Raw genomic sequence first — 23,136 nt, forward strand, 5'->3', positions numbered from 1 at the left:
TAACTCACGAGGCCCGGACCGCAACGGCGCGGTCCGGGCTTTCGTTTGCAGCCGTTTGCCTAAGATCTTTAGGTATGTACATAATGGGTTATGGCACGAGTCGGATTGACCCCGGAGCGGCTGACCCGGGCGGGGGCCGAGCTGGCTGACGAGATCGGGTTCGATCAGGTCAGCGTCTCGGCGCTCGCGCGGCGGTTCGGCGTCCAGGTGGCGAGTCTTTACTCACATGTGAAGAGCTCACACGACCTGCACAGCCGGATCGCGGTGCTCGCGCTCGGTGAGATGGCTGATCGCGGGGCCGAGGCGGTCGCCGGGCGCGCTGGGCGGGATGCGTTGATCGCGCTGGCCGGGGTCTATCGGGATTACGCCCGCGAGCATCCGGGGCGGTACGCCGCGGCGCAGTACCGGGTCGAGCCCGGGTCTGCGGCGGTCGAGGTCGGGCGGCGGCATTCCGAGCTGAGCCGCGCGGTGCTGCGCGGGTACGAGCTGGGCGAGCCGGCGCAGACCGATGCGATCCGGCTGCTCGGGAGTGTGTTCCACGGCTACGTCAGCCTGGAGCTCGGCGGCTCGTTCGACCACAGCTCCCCCAGCGGCTCCGACAGCTGGCCGCGCGTCCTCGACGCGCTCGACGTCCTCCTTCGCAACTGGCCGGAAAGGCAACCGCAGTGATCACCACGCCCATCACCACCGCGCTTCTTCGCGGCGCCATCGAGCTCGAGCCGACCGACCGCGGCGTCCTGCCGCATCGGCTGCCCGCCTGGGCGCGCCGGGAGTACGTCGACCCGCAGCTGGAGATGGCCGAGTCGCAGTCGTCCGGGATGCGGCTCGTGTTCCGCACCGACGCGACGGTCGTCGAGCTGGTGACGATCCCGACGAAGCGGGCGTACGTCGGGGTGCCGCCGCGGCCGGACGGGGTGTACGACGTCCTGGTCGACGGTGTGCTCGTCGCTCAGGGCACAGCGGTGGGCGGCGACGTCCTCACGCTGGACATGGCGACCGGCGAGACATCGTTCACCCGTGGCGAGCCCACGACCGTCCGCTTCGAGCTACCGGGCGCCGCCAAGACCGTCGAGATCTGGCTCCCGCACGACGAGACCACCGAGTTGGTTGCCCTGCGCACCGACTCCCCGGTCGAGCCCGTGCCCGCCACCGGCCCGGTCTGGTTGCACCACGGCAGCTCCATCAGCCACGGCTCCAACGCGACCCACCCCACCGCCACCTGGCCGGCGCTCGTCGCCGCCGCCACCGGCGTCCAGCTCGTCAACCTCGGCTACAGCGGCAGCGCCTACCTGCAGCCCTTCATCGCCCGCACGATCCGCGACACCCCCGCCGATCTGATCAGCCTCAAACTCGGCATCAACATCGTCAACAGCGACGCCCTCCGGATGCGCGCCTTCACCCCCGCCGTCCACGGCTTCCTCGACACCATCCGCGACGGCCACCCCGCCACCCCGCTCCTCGTCATCTCCCCCCTGCTCGCCCCCATCCACGAGAGCACCCCCGGCCCGACCGCCCCCAACCTCGCCAACGGCGCCCTCACCTTCACCGCCACCGGCGACCCCGCCGACGTCCCCGCCGGCAAACTCACCCTCCGAACCATCCGCGCCGAACTGGCCCGCATAGTCGCCCAGCGCGCGGCCTCCGACCCCAACCTCCACCACCTCGACGGCCGCACCCTCTACGGCGACCCCGACACCCCCACCCACCCCCTCCCCGACGCCCTCCACCCCGACCACCCCACCCACGCCCTGATAGCCCACCGCTTCACCACCACCGCCTTCGCCCCCAAGGGCCCGTTCGCCCAACCGACCTGAGCACGTGCCATCACCTTCGGCCGTTCGGACTTGACCGCTGGCGCGGTACCGGGCGGCGACTGCGGACTGCTGATGAGCGACTGGCGAGCACACGGGCTGTGGGAACAGACAGCCGGCCGCTTGTGAGCTCTCGGGAGGAGCGGGTGGCGGGCTGCAGGTGGCGCGCCGCGGGCGCGATGTATTGAGCGGCACGTGCGGGGTGTTACCTGGCGGTCGGGGGCTCCGGGTCGATTACTTCGCCTTGGATGACGTCGCCTGACGCGGGGCGGTTGGGGGTGGGGCCGGGGGTGAAGTTGGGTGGGAAGCCGGTGAGGTTGGGGGTGGGGACGCGGCGGTTGAGGTAGGTGGTGAGGGCTCGGCGGGCCAGGGGGCGGGTGAAGGGGAGGACGAAGAAGAAGCCGAAGATGTCGGTGACGAAACCGGGGGTGAGCAGGAGGGTGCCGCCGATCAGGACGAGGGCGCCGTCGGCGAGTTCGCGGCCGGGCATCTTGCCGGATTCGAGGCCGGACTGGAGGGCGCGCCAGGCGCGGCGGCCTTCGCGTTTGATCAGCCAGGCGCCGAGGGCGCTCTCGAGCAGGAGCAGGCCGACGGTCGGCCAGCCGCCGATGACCTGGCCGATCTGGATGATCACGTAGATCTCCACGATCGGCACCACCAGCAGTGCAAGCGCCACGAACCACGGCATGTCGGCTACCCCTTCCGGCTTTGGTCCAGGGTACGGAACCGGACCAAGCTCAGACCGGCACTTTCTGGCGGGCCGGCTTGGCGGCGGGTGGTGGGGTGGGCGGGTTGTTGCGGCGGCGCGAGGCCTGGGCGACCAGGATGCCGAGCAGGCCGATCCCGGTGAGGATCCACTGCGGCCAGGCGCCCAGCCGGATCGCCAGGGTCTTCTCGTCCCGCACCGGCACCTTGGTGACGTAGACGTCGCGGACGAACTCCCCCGACTTGTGCTCGACCTTGCCGTCGGGCTGGACGACGCCGGAGATCCCGCTCGTCGAGGCGATCAGCACCGTCCGGCCGGTCTCGATCGCGCGCATCCGGGTGATCGCGAACTGCTGCTCGGGCTGTCCCGTCCCGCCGTACGTCGCATTGTTCGTCTGGACGACGAGCACCTGGGCGCCCCCGTTCAGGACGTCGGCGATCACGTTGTCGTAAGCGAGCTCGAAACAGATCACATCGCCGTAGGTGACGCCGCCGATCGGCATGATGCCGGGCACCTTGCCGGGCGCGGTCTGCCGGCCGACCATCTCCAGCCGCTTGATGTACGGCAGCAACTGCTCCCGGAACGGGATGTACTCACCGAACGGCACCGGGTGCCGCTTGGCGTAGACCTGCCCCGGCCCGGACTGCGGATCCCACACGACGCCGGTCGTCTGCCGCTCGTTCGGCCCCGGCCCTTCGAGGACGGCGCCGACCAGGATCGGGACGCCGACCGCCTTCACCGCCGTCTCGATATCGGCCCGCGTCTCGGCGTCCTTGAACGGGTCGATATCGGTCGAGTTCTCCGGCCAGATCACGATGTCCGGCTTGTCCTCCGAGCCGGCCGCGACGCTCTTCTGCAGATCCAGCGTCGCGGTCAGGTGGTTGCGCGTGACCGTCCGCGCCCTGCCGAGGAACTCCAGCCCCTTACCCGGCACGTTGCCCTGCACCATCGCCGCAGTGACGGTCTTGCCGTTCCCGTCGGTCGACAGGTTCACCAGCGCGCTCCCGCCGACGATCGCCGCGCCGGCCACCAGCGCCACCGCCCGCAGCCGGAAGCCGCTCTGCGGCCGGAACAGCGCGAACACCAGGACGCCGAGCAGCGCGATCACGAAGCTCAGCCCGGGGATGCCGACGTACGCCGCCAGCTTGCCCAGCGGGGAGTCGGCGAAGGCCCAGGCCAGCCGGCCCCAGGGGAACCCGCCGAACGGCACCGACGCCGCCGCGAACTCGGTCGCGACCCACAGCGAGGGAATCCACAACATCCACCACTTGTGCCGCAGCAGCCGGACGGCGAACGCCGCGAAGACCGCGAAGAACAGCCCCTCGAGGATCGACAGCGCGATCGCCGCGTCCCCGCCGATGACGCTCAGCCACGGCACCAGCGTCGAGTAGAACGCGATCCCGAACCCGGCCCCGATTCCGAAGCCGCCTTTCGACGACAGCCCCGCGCCGCTCAGCGCGGCCAGGAAGACCGGTACGGCGATCAGCGCGAGCCAGGAATGCGCATGCGGCTCGTAGGCGAACCCGAGCGCCACACCCGCCGCCACCGCCACCACGACACGGGGCAGCAGGAGCCCCAGGGCCTTCAACCGGTTCACGCCGTCTCCCTCGTCCGCAGCACCGGGGCACACTGTAGCCGCCGGAGACGAAGGTCCGGAAAAGAGGAAAGAGGCTCGGCGCCCTTCGGACCAACCGACGGATCACTGGCTGCGAACCGACCGGCTGTTGTCTACTGGGCGCCGAACCTCTTCCACCTCTGCCCCGCGGGGGGCGTACCACCGGTGATCTCAGCCCCCGTCGACTCAAGCCTGGCACTGGCCTGGTCAGCGTCGCGGGATCATCCGATGGGGTTTGACGACTCCCAAAACGATGCTCGCTGCCGGCGACGGTGTCAACCTCTCCGTCTCCTCCTTGAAGCCGCTGTAACACAACGCCTCGGACTCGTTACCGAGGGCAAGCAATTGTTAACCGACCGGGACGACGACGGTGCCCTTTGCGCGAGTGATCACAAGCGGTTCGGCCAGCACCTCGGCCGCCGACTCCGAGCGATCCGGCCGGCCCCGGCAGACCACGGACGCCGCGAACTCCAGCTCCCGGCTGCGGTTCCCGACCCGGACGATCGTTGCCTTCACCTCCACAACGTCACCGGCCCGTAACGGCTCCAGGAACTGGACGTCGGAGTACGACGCGAACAGCCCTTCGTCACCGTCGGCCTGGATGCACACCTCGGTGGCCACATCGCCGAACAGCGCCAGCACGTAGGCCCCGTCGACCAGGTTGCCCGCATAGTGCGCGTGGCTGTACGGAACGTAACGCCGATGCGTGACCGTCAGCCCGGTAGTTGCCTTTGACACCTTCATGCGCTCCTTCGAACCGGCTGCCGTCTCGTCACCAACGCGTTCACCAGATAGCTGGCCACCTCGCCCGGCGTCGTGCCGCGGCCGAACACCCGATCGACGCCGAGCTCGCCGGCCATCTGCTCGGTGAAACGGGGGCCTCCGGCAACCAGCACCGGACGGTGGTCCTCGGCGTACGCCTCCCGGAAGGCGGCCGACATCTCCTTGGTGTTCAGCACATGCGCCTCGCGCTGGGTGACCACCTGGGAGACCAGGATCGCGTCCGCCTTCTCGGCCTTGGCCCGCCGGACCAGCTCCGGTACGGCGACCTGGGCGCCGAGGTTGACCACCTTGAGCTCCCGGTAGTACTCCAGGCCCTTCTCCCCCGCGAACCCCTTGATGTTCATGATCGCGTCGATGCCGACCGTGTGCGCGTCGGTGCCGATACACGCGCCCACCACGGTCAGCCGGCGGCGCAGATGCTTGCGGATGGCAAGGTTCGCCTCCTTCGGCGAGAGCAGCGGATAGTCGCGCTCGACCACCTCGACCTTGGACGTGTCGACCAGGTGGTTCACCGGCCCGTACACGACGAAGAACGTGAAGTCCGGGCCCATCGGCTTGGCGTGCACGACGAGCGCCGGGTCCATCCCCATCTTGTTCGCCAGCTGCACGGCCGCGCCCTCGGCGCGTTTGTCGTGCGGGATCGGCAGCGTGAACGACATCTGGACCATGCCGTCCCCCGTGGTGTCGCCGTACGGCCGGATGATGCTCATCGGTCCTCCTCCAACAACTCGATCGCCGGGTTGTAGTACTCCCCCGACTTCCGGGCGACGCCCTCCAGCCCGCGGCCGGCGTCCTGCGGCCGTTTCATCAGCCCGAAGGTGCCGTCGCCGATGGCGTTCAGCAGGCCGTCGTCCACGATCTGCTCCAGCAGCTCGACCGACTCGCCGAGCACCTGCCGGGCGCGCTGCGCGATGAAGCCGTTCGGCTCCGGCCGGAAGTCCTCATGAAGGTTGCCGGCGGCACCTAGTACGTAGCGGACGTTCTGCAGGGCCAGGTCGCGATCGGAGATCCACGGCGTGACGACCGCCTCGGTCATCATCCCGACCAGCAGGATGCCCTGGCCGGTCATCGCGCCGACCAGGTTGAAGAAGCCGTCCAGCAGGTAGCCGCGGAAGACGTCGCCGGTCATGTGCCGGGTCGGCGGCATCCACTTCAGCGGCGCCTCCGGGAACAGCTGGCGGGCCAGCATCGCGTGCGCCAGCTCCAGGCGGAACGAGTCCGGCAGGTCGGGGTTGATCTCGAAGGCGTGGCCGAGGCCGAGCTGCCAGTCCTCGAGGCCGGCTTCCTTGGCGAAGTACTCGTTCAGCAATTGCGAGACCGTGACCGTGTGCGCGGCCTCGACGGCGTCCGCGGTGGTCAGGTAGTTGTCCTCGCCGGTGTTGATGATGATCCCGGCCCGGGCGTGGATCTGGCGGCTGAACCGCTGGTCGACGAAGGTGCGGATCGGGTTGATGTCGCGGAACAGGATCCCGTACATCGAGTCGTTCAGCATCATGTCCAGCCGCTCCAGGCCGGCCAGCGTCGCGATCTCCGGCATACAGAGCCCGGAGGCGTAGTTCGTGAGCCGCACGTACCGGCCCAGCTCGCGCGAGGACTCGTCGAGGGCGGCTCGCATCAGCCGGAAGTTCTCCTGGGTCGCGTACGTCCCGGCGAACCCTTCCCGGGTCGCGCCCTCGGGCACGTAGTCGAGCAGCGACTGTCCGGTCGAGCGGATCACCGCGATGATGTCGGCGCCCTCGCGGGCCGCGGCCTGCGCCTGCGGGATGTCCTCGTAGATGTCGCCGGTGGCGACGATCAGGTAGATCCACGGCCGCTGCTCGGGGTCGCCGTGCCGTTTGATCAGCCGCTCGCGCTCGCGGCGCCGGCCGTCGATGCGCTTGATGCCGGCTGCGGCGGCCTTGCGCGCCGCCGTCCGGGCGCGCTGGGCGTCGCGGCCCTCCGGCAGCCGGAAGGTGACCGAGCCGGACGCCGCCTTCTGCGCGAGCACCCCCAGGTCCTCGGCTTCGCCGCGCAGGAGCGCGTCCCAGACCGGGAGCGCGAAGCCGTGCTCCAGGCCGACGTCGGCGCGGACGGTGTCGGCGAGCCGGTTCACCCAGGGGATGCCCTCGGAGTCGGCGCCCGCGAGCCCGGCCAGCCGCAGGACGGCGCGCTCGACCGAGACCGTGGTGTGCCGGCGGGCCAGGTTGACGATCGGGCGGCCGGCCTTGCGGGCCAGCGTCCGCGCTTTGCGGACGGTGACCGGGTCGAGGTCGAGCTTCTTCATCAGGTCCATCCCTCGGATTCGTAGACCACCCGGCCGCCGACGACGGTCCGCAGGCAGGTCGGGGTGCCTTCGCTCAGATCAGGCAGCACCGGTACGCCGGCGCGCGGGTCGGTCGACCAGGCGGCCACCCGCGAATCCGGCGTCTGGACGACGAGCTCGGCGTCGGTCGCCCAGATCGCGTAGGTGGCCGGCGTACTCGGGGCGAGCACTCCGGCGTCGTCGATCCCGGCCGCGCGCCACCCGCCGCGGGTGTGCGCCGCGAACGCCGCCCGGACAGTGATCCGCTCGTCGGGATTGTGGTGGAAGGCCGCCGCGCGGACGGCGTCCCACGGGCCGAGCTCGGTGACCGGCGAGTCGGACCCGAAGGCCAGCACGACCCCGGCCCGGGCCAGCGACGCGAACGGGTTCATCGCCCGCCAGCGGTCGCCCACGCGCTCGGCGTACATGTCGTCCGGCCCGCCCCAGAGGCCGTCGAACATCGGCTGCACGCTGGCGACGACGCCGCAGCGCGCGAGGGTGGCGATCACCTCGGGCGTCGGCATCTCCACATGCTCCAGCCGGTGCCGCGCCGCCAGCAGCGCCGGTACGCCGACCTTCTCCGCGGCCAGCTCGAACCCGCGGCCGATGTTGTCGAGGGCCTGGTCGCCGATGCAGTGGAAGCCGGCCTGGATCTCGCGCTCGGTGCACGCGATCACGTGCTCGGCGATCTGCTCCGCGGTCAGGTAGGCGTGGCCGCGGTGGTCCGCGCGATCGGCATACGCCTCGCGCAGGGCGGCCGTGCGGGAGCCGAGCGCGCCGTCGGCGTTCAGGTCACCGGCGAGCCCGGCGACGCCGTACTCGTCGAGCATCTCGAACACGCCCGGCTCACCCCAGTAGAGCGTCGAGTGCAGGCCGATCTCGTCGGCCGCCTGCCGCACGAGTGGCAGCTCCCAGCGCGGCCCGATATGAGGCGCCGCCATCTCGTGGAAGGCGCCGATCCCCTTGGCCGCCATCGCCCGCACCGCAGTCCGCGCGGCGTCGAGGGCCTGTTGCTTGGCCGCGTCCTCAGTCCCGGACAGTTCCTCGGCCAGCGCATCACGTACTGCGTGGTTCGCGGCTCGCTCCACTCGGCCGGTCTCGTCGTACCCCTCGGTCGCGGTCAGGCCAGGCACCGCGGCAACCAGCGCCGACGACACGACACCTGAGTGTCCGTCCACCCGCGACAGGTACACCGGTCGATCGGCCGCCGCCCGGTCCAGCTCCTCGCGCGTCGGCGGCCGCCCCTCGGGCCAGCGGGTCTCGTCCCAGTTCGATCCCTCGATGACGGCGCCGGCAGGCAGCCCGGCCGCGTAGGCGTTCAGCTTGTCGAGGGCTTCGGCCAGGGACTTCGTCCCGGTGAGGTCGAGACCGTTGAGGAGTGCGCCGATCCCGACCGTGTGCACGTGCGCGTCGACGAAGGCCGGCGTGACCAGCTTGCCGCCGAGGTCGATCACCTCGTCCGCGCCGTCGGCGTACGCGCCGGCGCCGGTGTCGTCGCCGAGCCACGTCACCACCCCGTCGTCGAAGGCGATCGCGGTCGCATGCGGGTCGGCGGGTGAGTAGACGGAACCGTTCGTCAGAAGTGTGCGCACGGGCTAATCCTCCGCCAGCCTGCTCTCGAACAGTCCGCGGACACCCTGCTCCTTCCGCAACAGCTGCATCGCGTACTCCGCGTGACCGGGCACGTACCCGTTCCCGACCAGCATGGTCACGTCGGCCGCGAGCCCCTCGGCCCCGAGCGCGGCCGCCGAGAACGACGTCGCCATCGAGAAGAAGATCACCGTGCCGCCGGCCGCCGTCGCGAGGACGGCGCCGTGCTCACAGCCCGGGACGTCCACGCAGACGACCGTGATGTCGGCCGGCTCCCCGACCGCCGCGGCGAGCGCGACCGGATCGCGAGCGTCGGCCAGCGCCACGACATCAGCGAGCCCGGCCGCGGTCAGTGCGGTCGCCTCGTGCTGGACCGGGACGATGCCGATCGTCTTCGCGGCGCCCGCGGCGCGCGCGGCGGCCAGGGAGAGCGATCCCGATTTACCTGCGCCGCCAATTACTGACACGACAGGTTCTATGCCTTTGTCGACATACGAGCGCACGACGCGCGCGGTCAGCGCGGGTGCGCCGCAGACGTCCATGACGGCCAGTGACAGCTCGGGCCGCAGGTCATCGGGCAGCTTGGCCACGATCGACCGGGCGAACAGGATGGCATGCCCCTCGGCCGGCACCTGCTCACCAAGGCCGTCCCAGCTCTTCAGCTCGTCGGTCAGCTGCAGCGGCGTGAGGGTGAGCGAGACCAGCGTTGCTACCCGATCGCCCTTCTGCAAGCCGAGCGGCGACCCGGGGCCGACCTCGTCGACGACGCCGACCAGCATGCCGCCCGAACCGGTGACCGGGTTCTGCATCTTGCCCCGGGCCGCGACGATGTCGAGCACCGCGCGGCGCACCGCTGGCCCGTCGCCGGCGTGCGCCTCGGCCAGCTGGCGGTACGACGCGGCGTCCAGATTCAGCCGCTCCACGGCGATCCGGACCTCGTCCGGCCAGATCTCGGCGCGGGCGTCGAGACGGTCCGCGGCCTGGGGCAACACGCCGGACGGCGCGATCACCCGGTGTAGTCCCACTGGACTGGACGTCATGGGGCTCTCCTGTTCGTGCGATCAGGCAAAATACTACTCAAAGCGGAGTGTGACGAGAATTCTTGCGGCGTACTGTTGCCTTGAGGGGAAGTTCTATCGCTATCCTCACATGAGACCGCATCACCCCTGAAGCCCTTCCAAGCCCTTCCAAGCCCCGGAGGACCTCGTGACTGACCTGATCAGCCCCGAATTGGCCGTACCGGAGCCGAGCGACCTCGCCGGCCAGCCGTACGCCTACCAGCGATCCGAGCTCGTCGAGCCCGACTGGACCAGGTTGCCCGGGTGGAAGGACGTCACGGCCGAGGAGTGGCGGTCGGTCCAGTGGCAGCGCTCGCACTGCGTGAAGAACGTGAAGCAGCTGCGGGACGTCATGGGCGACCTGCTCGAGGAGCGGGTCTACGAGGACCTCACCCGGGACCAGGCCGAGCGCGCGACGATGTCGATGCTGATCCCGCCGCAGATGCTGAACACGATCGTCCCGAACGGCGCCGCTGATTACACCGAGGCGTTCTACGCCGACCCGGTCCGCCGCTACATGCTGCCGGTCTTCACCGACCGCCGGACGGACTGGCCGTCGCATCCGCACGCGACGCGCGACTCGCTGCACGAGCACGAGATGTGGGCCACGGAGGGGTTGACCCACCGCTACCCGACGAAGGTCCTGGCCGAGGTGCTGCCGACCTGTCCGCAGTACTGCGGGCACTGCACCCGGATGGACCTCGTCGGGAACTCGACGCCGGTGATCGACAAGCTGAAGTTCGTCGCGAAACCGCAGACCCGGATCGACGACATGCTCGACTACCTGCGCCGCTCCCCCGGCGTCCGGGACGTCGTGGTCTCCGGCGGCGACGTCGCGAACATGCCCTGGCCGCGGCTGGAGGCGTTCCTGACCAGCCTGCTGGAGATCGAGAACATCCGCGACATCCGGCTCGCCACCAAGGCGCTGATGGGGATGCCGCAGCACTGGCTGTCGGACGACGTCCGGGCCGGCGTCGAGCGGGTCGCGACGGTGGCCCGGCAGCGCGGCGTGATGATCGCGATGCACACCCACGTGAACGCGGCCCAGTCGGTGACGCCGCTGGTGGCCGAGGCGACCAAGGCGATGTTCGAGGCCGGGCTGCGCGACGTCCGTAACCAGGGCGTGCTGATGCGCGGGGTGAACGACTCGATCCCGCAGCTGCTCGACCTGTGCTTCGCGCTGCTCGACGGCGCCACGATCACGCCGTACTACTTCTACATGTGCGACATGATCCCGTTCTCCGAGCACTGGCGGGTCTCGGTCAAGGACGCGCAGCACCTGCAGCACGGCATCCTCGGCTACCTGCCCGGTTTCGCGACCCCGCGGATCGTCTGCGACGTCCCGTACGTCGGCAAGCGGTGGGTGCACCAGCTGTCGGAGTACGACGAGGTCCGCGGCATCTCGTACTGGAAGAAGAACTACCGGACCGGGATCGAGCAGCAGGACCCGGAGGCGCTGAACCGCACCTACGAGTACTACGACCCGATCGACACGCTCCCGGTCGAGGGTCAGCAGTGGTGGACCGAGCACGCGGGCACGTCGCTCGCGGAGGCCGAGTCCCGGGCCCAGGCCTCCCGCGAGGCGGCCGAGGCCCAGAAACTCCTGCCCCTGATCTAGTTAGCGCGTGATGGTGACCTCGGACCCGGATGCTGCGGACTCGTAGATGGCGGTCAGCATCCGGGCCATCTCCAGGCCGTGCTCGGCCGGCGCGTCGGCCTCGATCTCACGGCGGACGACGCGCAGGAAGTGGTCGATCTGGTTGGCGAAGCCGACCGTGAAGTCGAAGCCCAGCGAGTCGATCTGCGGCTCGATGTGCAGCAGCGTGTCGTGCCGCTCGGTGACCATGTGCAGGGCCGGTTCGATCTGGACGCCACCCTTGTCGCCGAACAGCTCGACCCGGGTCTCGTTGCGGGTGTGCAGTGAGTACGACGTGTCGACGTTCAGCACAGCTCCGGATTCGAAGCGGATCTGCGCGGTCGCGTAGTCCTCGACGTTGTTGACGCGGGTCGCGGAGGCGGCCCGGTACCTGGTCAGGTGCTGAATGTTGTCGCGGGCCCCTAATGGCGAGAAGGCCGCGCCGGAGACGTTGACCGCGGTCGGGCGGCCCATCAGGTACCAGCACAGGTCGATGATGTGCACGCCGAGATCGATCAGCGGGCCGCCGCCGGAGATCTCCTTGTCGCCGAACCAACCACCCGGGTTGCCGGCCGCGCGCAGGATCGTCGCGCGGGCGGCGTAGATGCTGCCGAACTCACCCTCGTCCAGGAACCGCTTGGCCACCAGCGCGTTCGGCGCGTACCGGCGCACGTAGCCGATCTGCAGCGCGCGACCGGTCTCCTTGGCGGCGGTGACCAGCGCCTCGGCCTCGGCGACCGAGACGCTCATCGGCTTCTCGACCAGCACGTCCTTGCCGGCGCGCAGCGCGGCCTCGGCGATCGAGGCGTGCAGGTTGTTCGGCACGCAGATGCTGACCGCGTCGATGCCCGGATCCGCGAGGAGCTCCTCGACCGAGTCGGTCGCCCGCGGGACGCCGAAGCGCGCGGCGCCCTCCTTGGCCCGGGCCAGGTCGACGTCCGCGACCGCGACCAGATCGGCCAGCGGGTTCTTCTGATACGCCTTCACGTGCTCCTGGGCGATCGAGCCCAGGCCGATCACGGCGACTCTGGTGGTCATCAGGCCTCCTTGGCCAGGGCGAGAACGTTCTTCAGGCCGAGCTCGATGGCCCGCGGCGCCGCTTCCAGCCCCTCGAACTCGAGCGTGACCGGCAGGTCGGGTTTGGTGTTCACCAGCGCGAGCAGCGCGCGCAGGTCCACATCGCCGTGGCCCGGGATCGTGCCGAGCAGGTGCTCCCCCGCGAGTGTCTTCAGCCAGCCCTCGCCCGGGGCGGAGCGGCGGATGTGGAAGTCCTTCACATGCGCCGCCGCCGCGACGTCGAGCAGACCGGCCACCGTCTTCCCCGGGACCTCGCCGACGCACAGGCCGTTGCCGAGGTCGAGCGTGATCCGGAAGTTCGGCCGATCGACGGCGTGCACCAGGCGGGACAGCCGCTCGCTGCCGTTGAACGCCATCCCGTGGTTCTCGACCGTGTCGACGATACCCAGCCCGGCGGCGTGGTCGGCGATCGTCCGGCAGCCGGCCACCACCGTCTCGAAGACGCCCTCGAACTCGCCCTGGTCCTGCTCCCGCCAGGCCCACGGGACGACGTCGTGCCGGAAGATCGTCGCGCCGAGCCGCTGCGCGACGTCCAGATGCCGGCGAACCCGGTCGATCGCCGGGCCGCCCTCGCGCAGGTCGGCCGGGATCAGATAGTTGATCAACGGGACGCCGCGATCGGCCGCCGCGGTGGCCAGATCCTTCACCAGCTGGTCGTTCTCCAGCAGGTCGTCGCCGAGTGCGGCGATCTCGAGGTGTTCGGCGGGTGACCCGGCGACCCAGTCGACGACGCCGATCAGGTCCAGCTCACCGCGCGCGATGAGCTTGCTGAAGCTGTACGAACTGACTCCCAGTTTCACTGACTGGTCCTCTTCTCGTTCTCGTTCGCGTTGATGAGGTTGTTCCACGGGCTCGGGTAGTTCCGGAGGCCGAACACGTTCGCGCCGAACCGGTCGAACGCGTGACCGGCGGCCCCCAGCACCACCGCCTCCCGGCCCAGGGCGGCCGCGACGAACGGCGGCCGCTCCGGGAAGAGCAGCTCCTTTTCGATCGCTGCCGCCAGTGGCCGTAGCAGCGTCGTACTGCCGGTGGCGCTGCCGAAGCGGACGACGACGACGTCCGGGTCGACTGTGAGCAGGACGGACGCGATCCGGCCGGCGATCTGGCCGCAGAAGTCTTCGAGCTCGGCGACGGCCGCCGCATCGCCGCCCGCGGCAGCCTGCAGCACGGCCTCGCCGGTGGGGTGCGACTGCCAGACCAACTGGCCGCGGTCGGCGTTTCGCGTCCACCGCATCCCGCGCTGCGCGCCGAGCTCGCCGGCCAGGCGGTGGCTGCCCTGGCGGATCTCCTCGTCGAGCACGATCGACAGCGCGAGCCGGTTACCGATCTGGAGATAGAGGACGTCGGAGTGACCGCGGCCGGCGCCACCACGCTGCTCAGCGAGCGCAGCGAGCTTGATGTCGTTGTCGACCACGACCACGCAGCCCAGATCGGCAGCCACCTCGTCCGCGACCGGCGTACCGACCAACTCGGGTAGCGCGAGGCTGGCGCGCAGGCGGCCGCTCTCCTCGACGACACCGGCCAGACCGACGCCGACCGCGCGCAGACCACTCAGATCCAGCCCGTCCGCCTTGGCCGCGGCCTCGACAGCTTCGCGGACGACGGAGGTGTCGGCTGCCCGGCCGGCGCGCGCGAACTCGGCGTACCCGACGCGTTCGCCGGACAGGTCGCAGATGACGGCGCGGGCCTTGCGCGGGCCGATGTCGACGCCCGCGACCAGACCGGCGTCCCGGGCGAAGCGGAACGCGCGGGCGGGCCGGCCAGGGCCGCCGCTCGCGGTGCTGCTCGGGACCACCAGGCCGGCTGCGACGAGGTCGTCGAGCACTGCGTGCACCGTCGGCCGGGACAGGCCGGTCTCGGCGCTGATCACCCCGACGGTCTGCGCGGTCAGCGCGCCCGCGAGGAAGCGCAGGCAGGCGACCTGGTTCGCCGAGCGTTCGGCGTTGACCGCTCCGTATCCGCTGTCCATCGACCCCAACCAATTATCGAACCCGGTTTAATAACTACGCTAGCCCGCGCCCGGCACGGCTGGCAAGGGCGGCCGGCCAGAGTCCGGACTCTCAGTTGTGAACGGCAAGCAACCTATTCGGGGCCCGATGACATTTACGAGGCACCCGGCGACATTCGGTCCCGGCCGAGTGAGGGGAAATACCGCCGTGCCGGATACCGCTGCGATCGCGGTCGTGGTGCCTTGTTACAACGAGTCCGCTGCGGTGGCGAAAGTAGTCACGGAGCTACGGGCGGCATTGCCCACCGCCGCCATTTACGTCTACGACAACAATTCGACCGACGACACCGCGGCCCGGGCCGCGGCCGCCGGCGCGGTCGTCCGGCATGTCGCCGCGAAGGGCAAGGGCAACGTCGTCCGGCGCGCGTTCGCGGATATCGAGGCGGACGTCTACCTGCTGATCGACGGTGACGACACCTACGAGGCGGCCCGCGCGGCCGACCTGGTCAAGGTGCTCCTGGACGGGCCGTACGACCACGTCGTCGGCGTCCGCAAACATGAGGCGGCGGCCGCCTACCGGCCCGGTCACACTTTCGGTAATCGCGTGCTCACCGGGACCACCGGTGCATTGTTCGGTCGCGAGATCACCGACATGCTCAGCGGTTACCGTGCGTTCTCGCGCCGTTACGTCAAATCGTTTCCGGCCTTGTCGCGGGAATTCGAGATCGAGACCGAGCTGACCATCCATTCCTTGCATCTGCGCGTTCCGGTGGCCGAGATCCCGGTCGCCTACAAGGAGCGGCCGAGCGGCGGCGAGAGCAAGTTGCGCACCTACCGGGACGGCCTGCGGATCCTGGGCTGGATCGTCGGCCTGACCCGGCTGGAGCGCCCGACGCTGTTCCACGGCGCGCTCGCGGCCCTGTTCGGCGTGGTGGCGCTGATCCTCGGCGTACCGGTGGTCGCCGAGTACCTCGACACCGGGTTCGTGCCGCGGCTGCCGACGGCGGTCCTGGCCTCGACGATCGGGCTGATCGCCGTCGTCCTGCTGGTGCTCGGGTATCTGCTCGACGCGATCGGGCGCAGCCGGCAGGAGACCGCGCGACTCACCTACCTGTCGTATCAGGCGCCGGGCGTCAGGCAACTCGGGTGAAGGGCTTCCGCGGCTGGCCGAACGTCGTCGCCGGGCTGGCTGCCTCGACGGCGTTCGCGGTCAGCGGGATGATCCGCGGCACGTACCCGTTCGGCGAGCGCACCCGGAACACCAACGACCTCGGGCAGCAGTTCATCCCGATGGCCGCGCACCTGCGCGACGTCGTCCACGGCCAGAGCAACGGCGACCTGATCTTCAACTGGCAGAGCGGCTTCGGAGTCCCGTTCTACGGCGACTTCATGGCCTACATCGGCTCCACGCTGTCGTGGATCACCTGGATCGTCCCGCGGGACAAGGTCGACCTGGCGCTGTTCCTGATCGCCGCTGCGCTGATGGGCATCGGGGCCGGGGCGATGACGGCGTACCTGCGCCGGCTGCGGCCGACCGGGCCGGTGTGGATCGCGATCGCGGGCGGCGTCTCGTACGGCGCCGGCGCGTGGGCTGTGGACGACGCGGCGTACATGACGCTCTGGCTGAGCGGAATGGTCGCTTTGCCGGTTCTGTGTCTGCTGTGCGAGTGGATCCTGCAGAAGCGGTCTGTGACGGCGACTCTGGTCGCGCCGGTCGTAGTCGCCTTGCTGTGGACGTCGCACTTCTACACGGTCTACATGGCGACCATCGGCGCCGCCATCATCACGCTCGCCCGGCTGCTCACGGTGAACGAGTCGGTGCGCTGGCGAGCGACCGGCGGTATCCGCTGCGCGCTGGCGGTCGGCCTGGGGATCGGACTGACCGCGCCACTGCTGATTCCGACGTTCGAGCTGGTCGGGGCGGCGACGCCGAGTCCGCCGTCGGGCTTCCGCAAACTGGACACGCTGAACTTCATGTCGCGGCTGCTGGCCGGGACCGAAGGCGTCGGGTTCAGCCCGAGCTTCGCCGTCGGCACGCTGATGCTGCTGCTCGCGCTGAGCTTGCCGTTCAACCGTCGGGTCGGGCTCTGGTCGCGACTGGTCTGGACGGGTGCGGTCGTCGCGACGGTCGTGAGCATGCAGGTGACCTTCACGCACCAGGCTTGGCACGGGTTCGACACCCCGAATGGCAGCTCGTACCGGCAGGCCTTCGTGATCGGCGGCATGCTCGTCGTCATCGGCTGGCTGTCGATCAGCGCCGGTCTGCGCTCGATCCTCGCCGTCGCGGCGCCGATCGCGCTCGTGGCCGGTCTGTACATCTGGACCGCGGACGGGCGTTTCATCACCGAGACGACCCGGATCGTCGTACCGGCGCTGGCCGTGGTCGCCTTGGCCGCCTGGTTGCTGACCCGCGATCAGGTCGTTCCCTGGCTGCGGCAGGTGGCGGTCGCCGTACTGGTCGGGGCGGTGCTCGTCGAGGTGGTCGCGTCAGCTGTGGCGATCGACGCGGCGCGGGTGAAGGTGCTGTCGGCATCGCCGTACTGGGGGCCGGCACACGACCAGGCGCGGGAGTTGGTCGAGTCGATGGACGACTGGCCGCGCTATCGGACGACGCCCGGCCAGACGATCGGTGTGAACGACCCGATGCTGATCGGTGGGCAGGGCTCGCAGTTCTACTCGAGCACGATTCCGTACGAGACGTCGAAGGTGCTGCTGGCGCTCGGGTTCGGGTACTCGTCGTACGGGCGGGCGACGACCGACCCGCAGAACCCGGTCGTGGATGCCGTGTTCGGGATCAAGGGGCGAGTCATCCGCGACCAGGAGGGAACGCGGAAGCTGGTGCGGAACGACGCCGTCGGGCCGCTGGTGACCGTCCGGCCGGCCAAGCTGTGGAAGTCGACCGATCCAGGGCCGTGGGGGCTGCAGGAGACGGCGCTCGGCGCCGACGTGTACACCGTGCCGAAGCTGGTCCCCGGCCAGGGCTCGACCGCGCGGATCGGCGTCCGCGGCGGAGAGACGATCGTCATCGCACCGGCGCCTGGCGACGGCCAGGCCACCATGGCCCGGCTCGAGGCGCGCTGCCGGCCGGGCTCGGAGGTCTATCTGGCGGCCCCGCATCTGGTCGGTGATCTGCAGACCGATGGCGGGTGGATGCCGGTACTGTCCGAGAAGGCGAAGCGGCCGGGGATCTACAGCGGCGCCGAGCTGCGGCGCGCCGGGACGGCCGATGCGAACGGCGTCGTCCGCATCGACCTGCGGATCCACCGCCCGGCCCGAGTGCCGACCAGCGCGGTGGCATGCCTGGACCGCGCGCGCCTGACCGAGGCGGTCGCGGCGCTCAAGGCGCCGGCCGACTACACGACGGGTGGGCATTCGATCGCGATCCGGCTCAACCCCGGCCCGGCAGCGACGGTGGCGGTCGGCGTCATCAAGCTGGACGGCTGGCAGTGCCGGGTCGACGGGCGATCAGCCGCGGTCAGGAGCCACGCCGGGTTGCTCACCTTCCAGACACCCGCCGGGGCGACGAGCGCCGAATGCACCTTCGTGCCGCCGGGGCTGTCCCTCGGGCTGAAGGCCGGAGCGGCAGTTCTGGTCTGCCTGCTGCTGCTCGCGGCCGCCACCGGCGTTGCACGTTCAGGCAAATTGCGCGGTTCCCGCCGCTAGGTCGTCTATGTTTGGGACCGGGAAAATCCGGCGACCAGATTCTGGGGGCGTGCAGTACGTGGCAGTCAAGGGCCAGGCGAACGTGATCTCCGCGTTCGGCGCCGCCGCCGTCTTCTCGATCGCCGGAATCATTCGCGGTACGTATCCGTTCGGTGACGCTTCGCGGAACACCAACGATCTCGGCCAGCAATTCATCCCGATGGCCGCGCATCTGCGCGATATCGTCCATGGCCAGGCCAACGGGGATCTGATCTTCAATTGGCAGAGCGGTTTCGGGGCGCCGTTCTTCGGCGACTTCATGGCCTACGTCGGCTCGACGCTGTCGTGGATCGCCTGGATCGTCCCGCGGGACAAGATCGACCTCGCGCTGTTCCTCGTGGCCACCGCCGCGATGGCGATCGGCGCCGGGGCGATGACGGCGTACCTGCGCCGGCTGCGGCCGGCCGGACCGACCTGGATCGCGATCGCAGCCGGTATCTCGTACGGCGCCGGAGCGTGGGCGGTCGACGACGGCGCGTACATGACGCTCTGGCTGAGCGGAATGGTCGCGTTCCCGGTGCTCTGTCTGCTCTGCGAATGGATTCTGACCAAGCGCACGATCACTTCGGCGATCGTCGCGCCGATTGTCGTCGCGCTGCTCTGGACGTCGCATTTCTACACCGTCTACATGGCCACGATCGGCGCCGCGGTCGTCGCGCTGGCGCGGCTGCTGACCGCTGACGAGTCATGGAAATGGCGCATTACCGGCGGTATCCGGTGCGCGCTCGCGGTCGTGCTCGGGATCGGGCTGACCGCGCCGTTGCTGATTCCGACCTTCGCGCTGGTCGGCGCGTCGACCCCGAGCCCGGATGTCGAATTCCGGCAGCTCGACACCCAGAACTTCCTCTCCCGGCTGCTCGCCGGGACCGAGGGCGTCGGGTTCAGCCCGAGTTTCGCCGTCGGCACGCTGATGCTGCTGCTCGCGCTGAGCTTCCCGTTCAACGGGCGGATCGGCGTCCGGCAGCGCGTCGTCTGGACGGGCGCGGTCGTCGCGACCGTCGTCAGCATGCAGGTGACCTTCACCCACGAGGCCTGGCACGGGTTCGACACCCCCAACGGCAGCTCGTACCGGCAGGCCTTCGTGATCGGCGGCATGCTCGTCATCCTCGGCTGGATGTCGGTGAGCGCCGGGCTGCGGTCGCCGGTCGCTGTGATCGCGCCGATCGTGCTCGTCGGCGGCCTGTACGTCTGGACGTGGGACGGCCGGTTCGTCACGACGACGACCCGGATCGCCGTCCCGGTGCTGATCGGCGTCGCGCTGCTCGCCTGGCTGTTCACGCGCGAGCGAGCGCCTGGCTGGTTGCGCAGTACGGCGGTCGCCGTCCTGGTCGGGGCCGTGCTGGTCGAGGGCGCGGCGTCCGCGGTCGCGATCGACGCGGCCCGGGTGAAGGTCCTGAGCGCATCGTCGTACTGGGGTGCGGACCACACGCTGGCCCGCGAGCTGGTCCAGTCGATCGACGACTGGCCCGAGCACCGGACATCGCCCGGCCGGGTGACGTCGGACAACGATCCGATGCTGATCGGCGGGCAGGGCCCGGCGTACTACACGAGCACGATCCCGCTCAGCACCTCGGAGGCGCTGATCGCGTTCGGCTTCGGCTACAGCTCGTACGGGCGGGCGACGACCGACCCGCAGAACCCGGTCGTGGACGCCGTCTTCGCCATGCACGGCCGGCTCGTCCGCGACGCCGACGACGTCCCGCCGCGGCTGACCCGCAACGACGAGGTCGGCCCGCTGGTCGCCGTCCGTCCGCTCAAGCCGTGGGTGTCTCGCGAGCCCGGCCCGTGGGGCGTGCAGGAGACCGCCATCGGCGCCGACGTCTACGCGATCCCGAAGCTGTCCGCCGACAAGTCGTCCGTCGCCCGGGTGGGCACCCGCCGGGAGCGGCTCATCATCACTCCCCCGCCTGGCGGCACGTCACCCGCGCCGGCCCGACTGGTCGCCCGCTGCGCCCCCGGCGCCGAGGTCTACCTCTGGACGCCGGATCTGGTCGGCGAAGTCCTCATCGACGGCGTGTGGAAACCCGTCCTGACCGAGCTCACCAAGCGCCCCGGCATCTACACCGGCGCCGAAATGCGCCGCGCCGGCACCGCCGACCGCACCGGCACGGTCACCATCGACCTGCGCGTCACCAAACCCACCCGAATCCCCACCACGGCTGTCGCCTGCCTCAACCGCGCCCGTCTCACCCAGGCCATCCAAGCCCTCAAGCCGCCGGCCAGTGTCGAGCTCGGCGGCCACAGCATGCAGGTCCGCCTCAACCAGGGCCCGGCAGCCACCGTCACCCTCGGCGTCCTCAAGGTCGACGGCTGGCACTGCACCATCGACGGCAAACGAGCCCGCCTCTACGACCACACCGGCCTCCTCGCTGTCCGCACCCCGGCCAACAGCTCTGAGGTCGACTGCGCCTACCTCCCACCCCGTCTCCGCCTGGGCCTGGCCGCCGGCGCAGCCTCACTCCTGGGCCTCCTCGCCCTGGCCGGCGGTCTCGCCTTCCTCCGCCGCCGGAAGCTAGTCGGCCAGTAGCGCAGGTAGCTCGGCGAAGGCGTTGATGGTGGGGCCGGGCCAGGCTGGGTGGCTGTTGGCGTGTTCGAGGGTGCGGATGGCGTGCATGCCGAGGGAGGCCGCGGCCGGGAGTTCGTTGTCGCGGCCGTCGCCGATGTAGACGCATTCGGCTGGGGACACCGACAAGGCGGTGCAGGCGGCGAGGTAGATGGCGGGCTCGGGTTTGGCGGCGCCTAGTTCGGCGGAGAAGGCCACGGTGTCGAAGTACGGGGCGAGCAGGCTGTGACGCCACTGGGCCTGGGTCTCGGCGGTGACGTTGCTGACCAGGCCGATGCGCCAGCCGTCCGCCTTGAACTTGGCCAGGGTTTCGAGCGTGCGGATCGGCGCGGCGGCCAGGAGACGCCGGGTCAGGTCGCGGCGCAATTCGGTTGCCTGGTGCACCTGCTCGTCGGTCGGCTCGCCGCCCGCGCGCTGCGCGATCACCCGGACAGTGCTGCCCAGGTCGCCGTACGCGCCGGTGAAGCGCTCGTACGCCGCCGCGTCGAACTCACGCCCGAAGCGCGCCGCGTCCACCCCGAGGACTTGGGCCATGGCGTCGTTCAGCACGCCCCGCTCGGCGTCGCCGCCCGGCACCAAGGTGCTGAACAGATCACTCAACAGAACCCGTCGCATCCCTCAACCCTAAGCGGCGGTGGCATCATGGCGGCTCTGACCGGACCGGACGACAGCGGAGGAATCGCATGGATGACGCCGAAGTGGTCGTGATCGGCGCCGGCCTGGCCGGGCTCGCGGCCGCGCGCACCCTGCACCAGGCGGGTCGGCGAGTTCTGGTACTCGAGAAGGACGACGCAGTCGGGGGCCGGGTCCGCACCGACGAGATGGACGGGTTTCTCCTCGATCGCGGGTTCCAGGTTCTCCTGCCGGACTATCCCGAGTTCCGTCGCGTCCTGGCGGCAGCCGACCTCGACCTGCGGTACTTCACCCGTGGTGTGCTGGTCGACGGCCCGGACCATCGGTGGGAGCTGGAGCTGAGCCCGCGTGGGTTCGCCGGCGCGGCCCAGTTCGGGTTCCGGCGTCCGCGGGACGCTGCCGCGGTCGCCGGCTTCTCGGCCCGCGACGCCGCCGGTGGTCCGCACCGGCTCCGCGAGTTGCCGCCGGCATCGATCGGGGCCGACCTGCGCGGGCGCGGGATCTCGGCGGCGACGATCGACGAGATCTTCCGGCCGTTCCTCGCCGGAGTCTTCCTCGACCCCAACCTCACCACCAGCGCCCGGCTCTTCCACCTGATCTGGCGCTGCTTCCTGCGCGGTGGCGCCGCTGTGCCGGCGCAGGGCATGCAGAAGCTCCCGCAAGCCCTGGCCGGCGCCCTTCCCGAGGGAACGGTCCGGCTCTCGACGGCTGTGCGCGAGGTCGGCCCCGGCTGGGTGCGGACGGAGAGCTCACCCGAGCCGATCCACGCCCGAGCAGTCATTCTCGCCACCGACGCGACCGACGCCGCAGCGCTGGCCCCGGGCGTAGAAGTGCCCCGCTGGAACGGCGTCACGACCTGGTATTTCGCCGCCCCGCAGGCGCCGCTCCCGCAGCCGACGCTGCTCCTGGACGGCAAGTCCGGTCTCCTGATCAACAGCGTGGTGATGAGCGAGGTAGCACCGACCTACGCGCCGCCTGGGCAGGCCCTGATCTCGGCGTCCACCCCGAAGGACGCAGTCGACGAGCAAACGATCCGCGCCCGCCTGGCCGAGCTCTACCGGACGTCGACAACGCAGTGGCAGCTCGTCCAGCGCTACGAAATCCCTCGCGCCCTACCGGCCATGCCCGCCGCCCATCCCCTGACCACCGCACCAGCCCTGACCGACAGCCTCTACCTCTGCGGCGACTATCGCGATACCAGCTCCATCCAGGGCGCCCTCGTCTCCGGCCGCCGAGTGGCTGCCGCCCTTCTCCAGAACTTCAGCCGCTGATCAGAGGGCCGGTGGGCGGCGTTCGTACGGGGTGGAGAGGACGATGGTTGTCGTGGTGGAGACGTTGGCGCGGGCGCGGATGACGGCCAGCAGGTTCTCCAGGGCGCCTGGGGAGGCGACCCGGACGACGAGGACGTAGCTGGAGTCGCCGGCGACGGAGTAGCAGGACTCGATCTCGCGGACGTCGCGGAGCCGTTCGGGCGAGTCGTCGGGCTGGGAGGGGTCGATCGGGCGGATCGCGATCATCGCGGTCAGCGGCAGGTCGAGGGCCGAGTGGTCGACGGCGGCGGCGTACCCGAGGATGATGCCGCGCTGTTCGAGGCGCTTGACGCGCTGGTGCACGGCCGAGGTGGACAGGCCGGTGGCCTTGCCCAGGTCGGTGAAACTCATCCGGCCGTCGTTGGCGAGCAGCGCGACGATCTTGCGGTCCAGGTCCTCCACCCTGGAGACCCTACTGCCGCG

General features: G+C 70.2%; 19 protein-coding genes. 7 read left to right on the plus strand and 12 right to left on the minus strand.

The annotated features are described in order from the left end of the window. Nucleotides 1–90 precede the first annotated feature (90 nt). Together HPO96_RS11905 and HPO96_RS11910 are read left to right on the plus strand one after the other, a co-directional pair. On the plus strand, nucleotides 91–669 hold the full coding sequence (locus HPO96_RS11905; protein WP_171673416.1) for a TetR/AcrR family transcriptional regulator: 579 nt from the start codon (nucleotides 91–93) through the stop codon (nucleotides 667–669). Beyond that, complete coding sequence (locus tag HPO96_RS11910) at nucleotides 666–1,814, plus strand: GDSL-type esterase/lipase family protein (protein WP_337796597.1); 1,149 nt, start codon at nucleotides 666–668, stop codon at nucleotides 1,812–1,814. The genes HPO96_RS11905 and HPO96_RS11910 overlap by 4 nt, the downstream gene beginning before the upstream one ends. Before the next feature lie 202 nt (nucleotides 1,815–2,016). On the opposite strand, the gene HPO96_RS11915 is transcribed toward HPO96_RS11910, so the two are convergent. The 7 genes from HPO96_RS11915 to kdd all read right to left on the minus strand — a co-directional run bounded on the left by HPO96_RS11915 (nucleotide 2,017) and on the right by kdd (nucleotide 9,826). After that, the gene (locus HPO96_RS11915) at nucleotides 2,017–2,499 is read right to left on the minus strand and encodes an FxsA family protein (RefSeq protein ID WP_171673417.1); all 483 of its coding nucleotides are present in this window, start codon (nucleotides 2,497–2,499) and stop codon (nucleotides 2,017–2,019) included. A gap of 49 nt (nucleotides 2,500–2,548) precedes the next feature. Continuing rightward, nucleotides 2,549–4,114: an apolipoprotein N-acyltransferase gene (gene lnt / locus HPO96_RS11920; RefSeq protein WP_171673418.1), complete on the minus strand. Its 1,566-nt coding sequence runs from the start codon at nucleotides 4,112–4,114 to the stop codon at nucleotides 2,549–2,551. 366 nt (nucleotides 4,115–4,480) lie between these two features. Next, complete coding sequence (kal, locus tag HPO96_RS11925) at nucleotides 4,481–4,876, minus strand: 3-aminobutyryl-CoA ammonia lyase (RefSeq protein ID WP_171673419.1); 396 nt, start codon at nucleotides 4,874–4,876, stop codon at nucleotides 4,481–4,483. Further along, nucleotides 4,873–5,625, minus strand: coding sequence for a lysine 5,6-aminomutase subunit beta (gene kamE / locus HPO96_RS11930; RefSeq protein WP_171673420.1), 753 nt, complete (start codon nucleotides 5,623–5,625; stop codon nucleotides 4,873–4,875). The genes kal and kamE overlap by 4 nt, the downstream gene beginning before the upstream one ends. Further along, nucleotides 5,622–7,178: a lysine 5,6-aminomutase subunit alpha gene (gene kamD, locus HPO96_RS11935; RefSeq protein ID WP_238354965.1), complete on the minus strand. Its 1,557-nt coding sequence runs from the start codon at nucleotides 7,176–7,178 to the stop codon at nucleotides 5,622–5,624. The genes kamE and kamD overlap by 4 nt, the downstream gene beginning before the upstream one ends. Continuing rightward, on the minus strand, nucleotides 7,178–8,788 hold the full coding sequence (locus HPO96_RS11940; RefSeq protein ID WP_171673421.1) for an amidohydrolase family protein: 1,611 nt from the start codon (nucleotides 8,786–8,788) through the stop codon (nucleotides 7,178–7,180). The genes kamD and HPO96_RS11940 overlap by 1 nt, the downstream gene beginning before the upstream one ends. 3 nt (nucleotides 8,789–8,791) lie before the next feature. Continuing rightward, nucleotides 8,792–9,826, minus strand: a complete 1,035-nt coding sequence (kdd, locus tag HPO96_RS11945; RefSeq protein ID WP_171673422.1) for an L-erythro-3,5-diaminohexanoate dehydrogenase — start codon at nucleotides 9,824–9,826, stop codon at nucleotides 8,792–8,794. A gap of 166 nt (nucleotides 9,827–9,992) precedes the next feature. Between kdd and HPO96_RS11950 the strand changes: the two genes are divergently transcribed. Beyond that, a complete protein-coding gene (locus HPO96_RS11950; protein WP_171673423.1) occupies nucleotides 9,993–11,462 on the plus strand; it encodes a lysine 2,3-aminomutase in 1,470 nt (489 codons plus the stop codon). On the opposite strand, the gene HPO96_RS11955 is transcribed toward HPO96_RS11950, so the two are convergent. The 3 genes from HPO96_RS11955 to HPO96_RS11965 are packed head-to-tail and all read right to left on the minus strand — an operon-like array spanning nucleotide 11,463 to nucleotide 14,526. Then, nucleotides 11,463–12,518 carry a Gfo/Idh/MocA family protein gene (locus HPO96_RS11955; protein ID WP_202885799.1) on the minus strand — a complete coding sequence of 352 codons (1,056 nt, stop codon included), beginning with the start codon at nucleotides 12,516–12,518 and terminating at the stop codon, nucleotides 11,463–11,465. Next, entirely contained in the window at nucleotides 12,518–13,357 is an 840-nt protein-coding gene (locus HPO96_RS11960; protein WP_171673424.1) for a TIM barrel protein, read from the minus strand. The genes HPO96_RS11955 and HPO96_RS11960 overlap by 1 nt, the downstream gene beginning before the upstream one ends. Continuing rightward, nucleotides 13,354–14,526 carry an ROK family transcriptional regulator gene (locus HPO96_RS11965; protein ID WP_171673425.1) on the minus strand — a complete coding sequence of 391 codons (1,173 nt, stop codon included), beginning with the start codon at nucleotides 14,524–14,526 and terminating at the stop codon, nucleotides 13,354–13,356. Before HPO96_RS11965 ends, HPO96_RS11960 begins: the two co-directional genes overlap by 4 nt. Before the next feature lie 187 nt (nucleotides 14,527–14,713). On the opposite strand from HPO96_RS11965, the gene HPO96_RS11970 reads away from it, so the two are divergent. Genes HPO96_RS11970 through HPO96_RS11980 form a run of 3 tightly spaced genes read left to right on the plus strand, consistent with a single transcriptional unit; the run spans nucleotide 14,714 to nucleotide 20,734 of the window. Next, on the plus strand, nucleotides 14,714–15,655 hold the full coding sequence (locus HPO96_RS11970) for a glycosyltransferase (RefSeq protein ID WP_337796598.1): 942 nt from the start codon (nucleotides 14,714–14,716) through the stop codon (nucleotides 15,653–15,655). Continuing rightward, the gene (locus tag HPO96_RS11975) at nucleotides 15,652–18,168 is read left to right on the plus strand and encodes a YfhO family protein (RefSeq protein WP_171673427.1); all 2,517 of its coding nucleotides are present in this window, start codon (nucleotides 15,652–15,654) and stop codon (nucleotides 18,166–18,168) included. Before HPO96_RS11970 ends, HPO96_RS11975 begins: the two co-directional genes overlap by 4 nt. Before the next feature lie 49 nt (nucleotides 18,169–18,217). Further along, a complete protein-coding gene (locus HPO96_RS11980) occupies nucleotides 18,218–20,734 on the plus strand; it encodes a YfhO family protein (RefSeq protein ID WP_171673428.1) in 2,517 nt (838 codons plus the stop codon). Here HPO96_RS11980 and HPO96_RS11985 read toward each other — a convergent pair. Further along, nucleotides 20,720–21,385 (minus strand): HAD family hydrolase, encoded by a 666-nt coding sequence (locus tag HPO96_RS11985; RefSeq protein ID WP_171673429.1) that lies wholly within the window; start codon nucleotides 21,383–21,385, stop codon nucleotides 20,720–20,722. The genes HPO96_RS11980 and HPO96_RS11985 overlap by 15 nt on opposite strands. A gap of 68 nt (nucleotides 21,386–21,453) precedes the next feature. Between HPO96_RS11985 and HPO96_RS11990 the strand changes: the two genes are divergently transcribed. Beyond that, nucleotides 21,454–22,674 (plus strand): NAD(P)/FAD-dependent oxidoreductase, encoded by a 1,221-nt coding sequence (locus tag HPO96_RS11990; protein ID WP_171673430.1) that lies wholly within the window; start codon nucleotides 21,454–21,456, stop codon nucleotides 22,672–22,674. Here HPO96_RS11990 and HPO96_RS11995 read toward each other — a convergent pair whose 3' ends face one another. Then, nucleotides 22,675–23,115 carry an Lrp/AsnC family transcriptional regulator gene (locus HPO96_RS11995; protein ID WP_337796600.1) on the minus strand — a complete coding sequence of 147 codons (441 nt, stop codon included), beginning with the start codon at nucleotides 23,113–23,115 and terminating at the stop codon, nucleotides 22,675–22,677. Nucleotides 23,116–23,136 lie beyond the last annotated feature (21 nt).

Origin of the sequence: Kribbella sandramycini, assembly GCF_013131805.1 — a bacterium.
Classification (GTDB): Bacteria; Actinomycetota; Actinomycetes; order Propionibacteriales; family Kribbellaceae; genus Kribbella; species Kribbella sandramycini.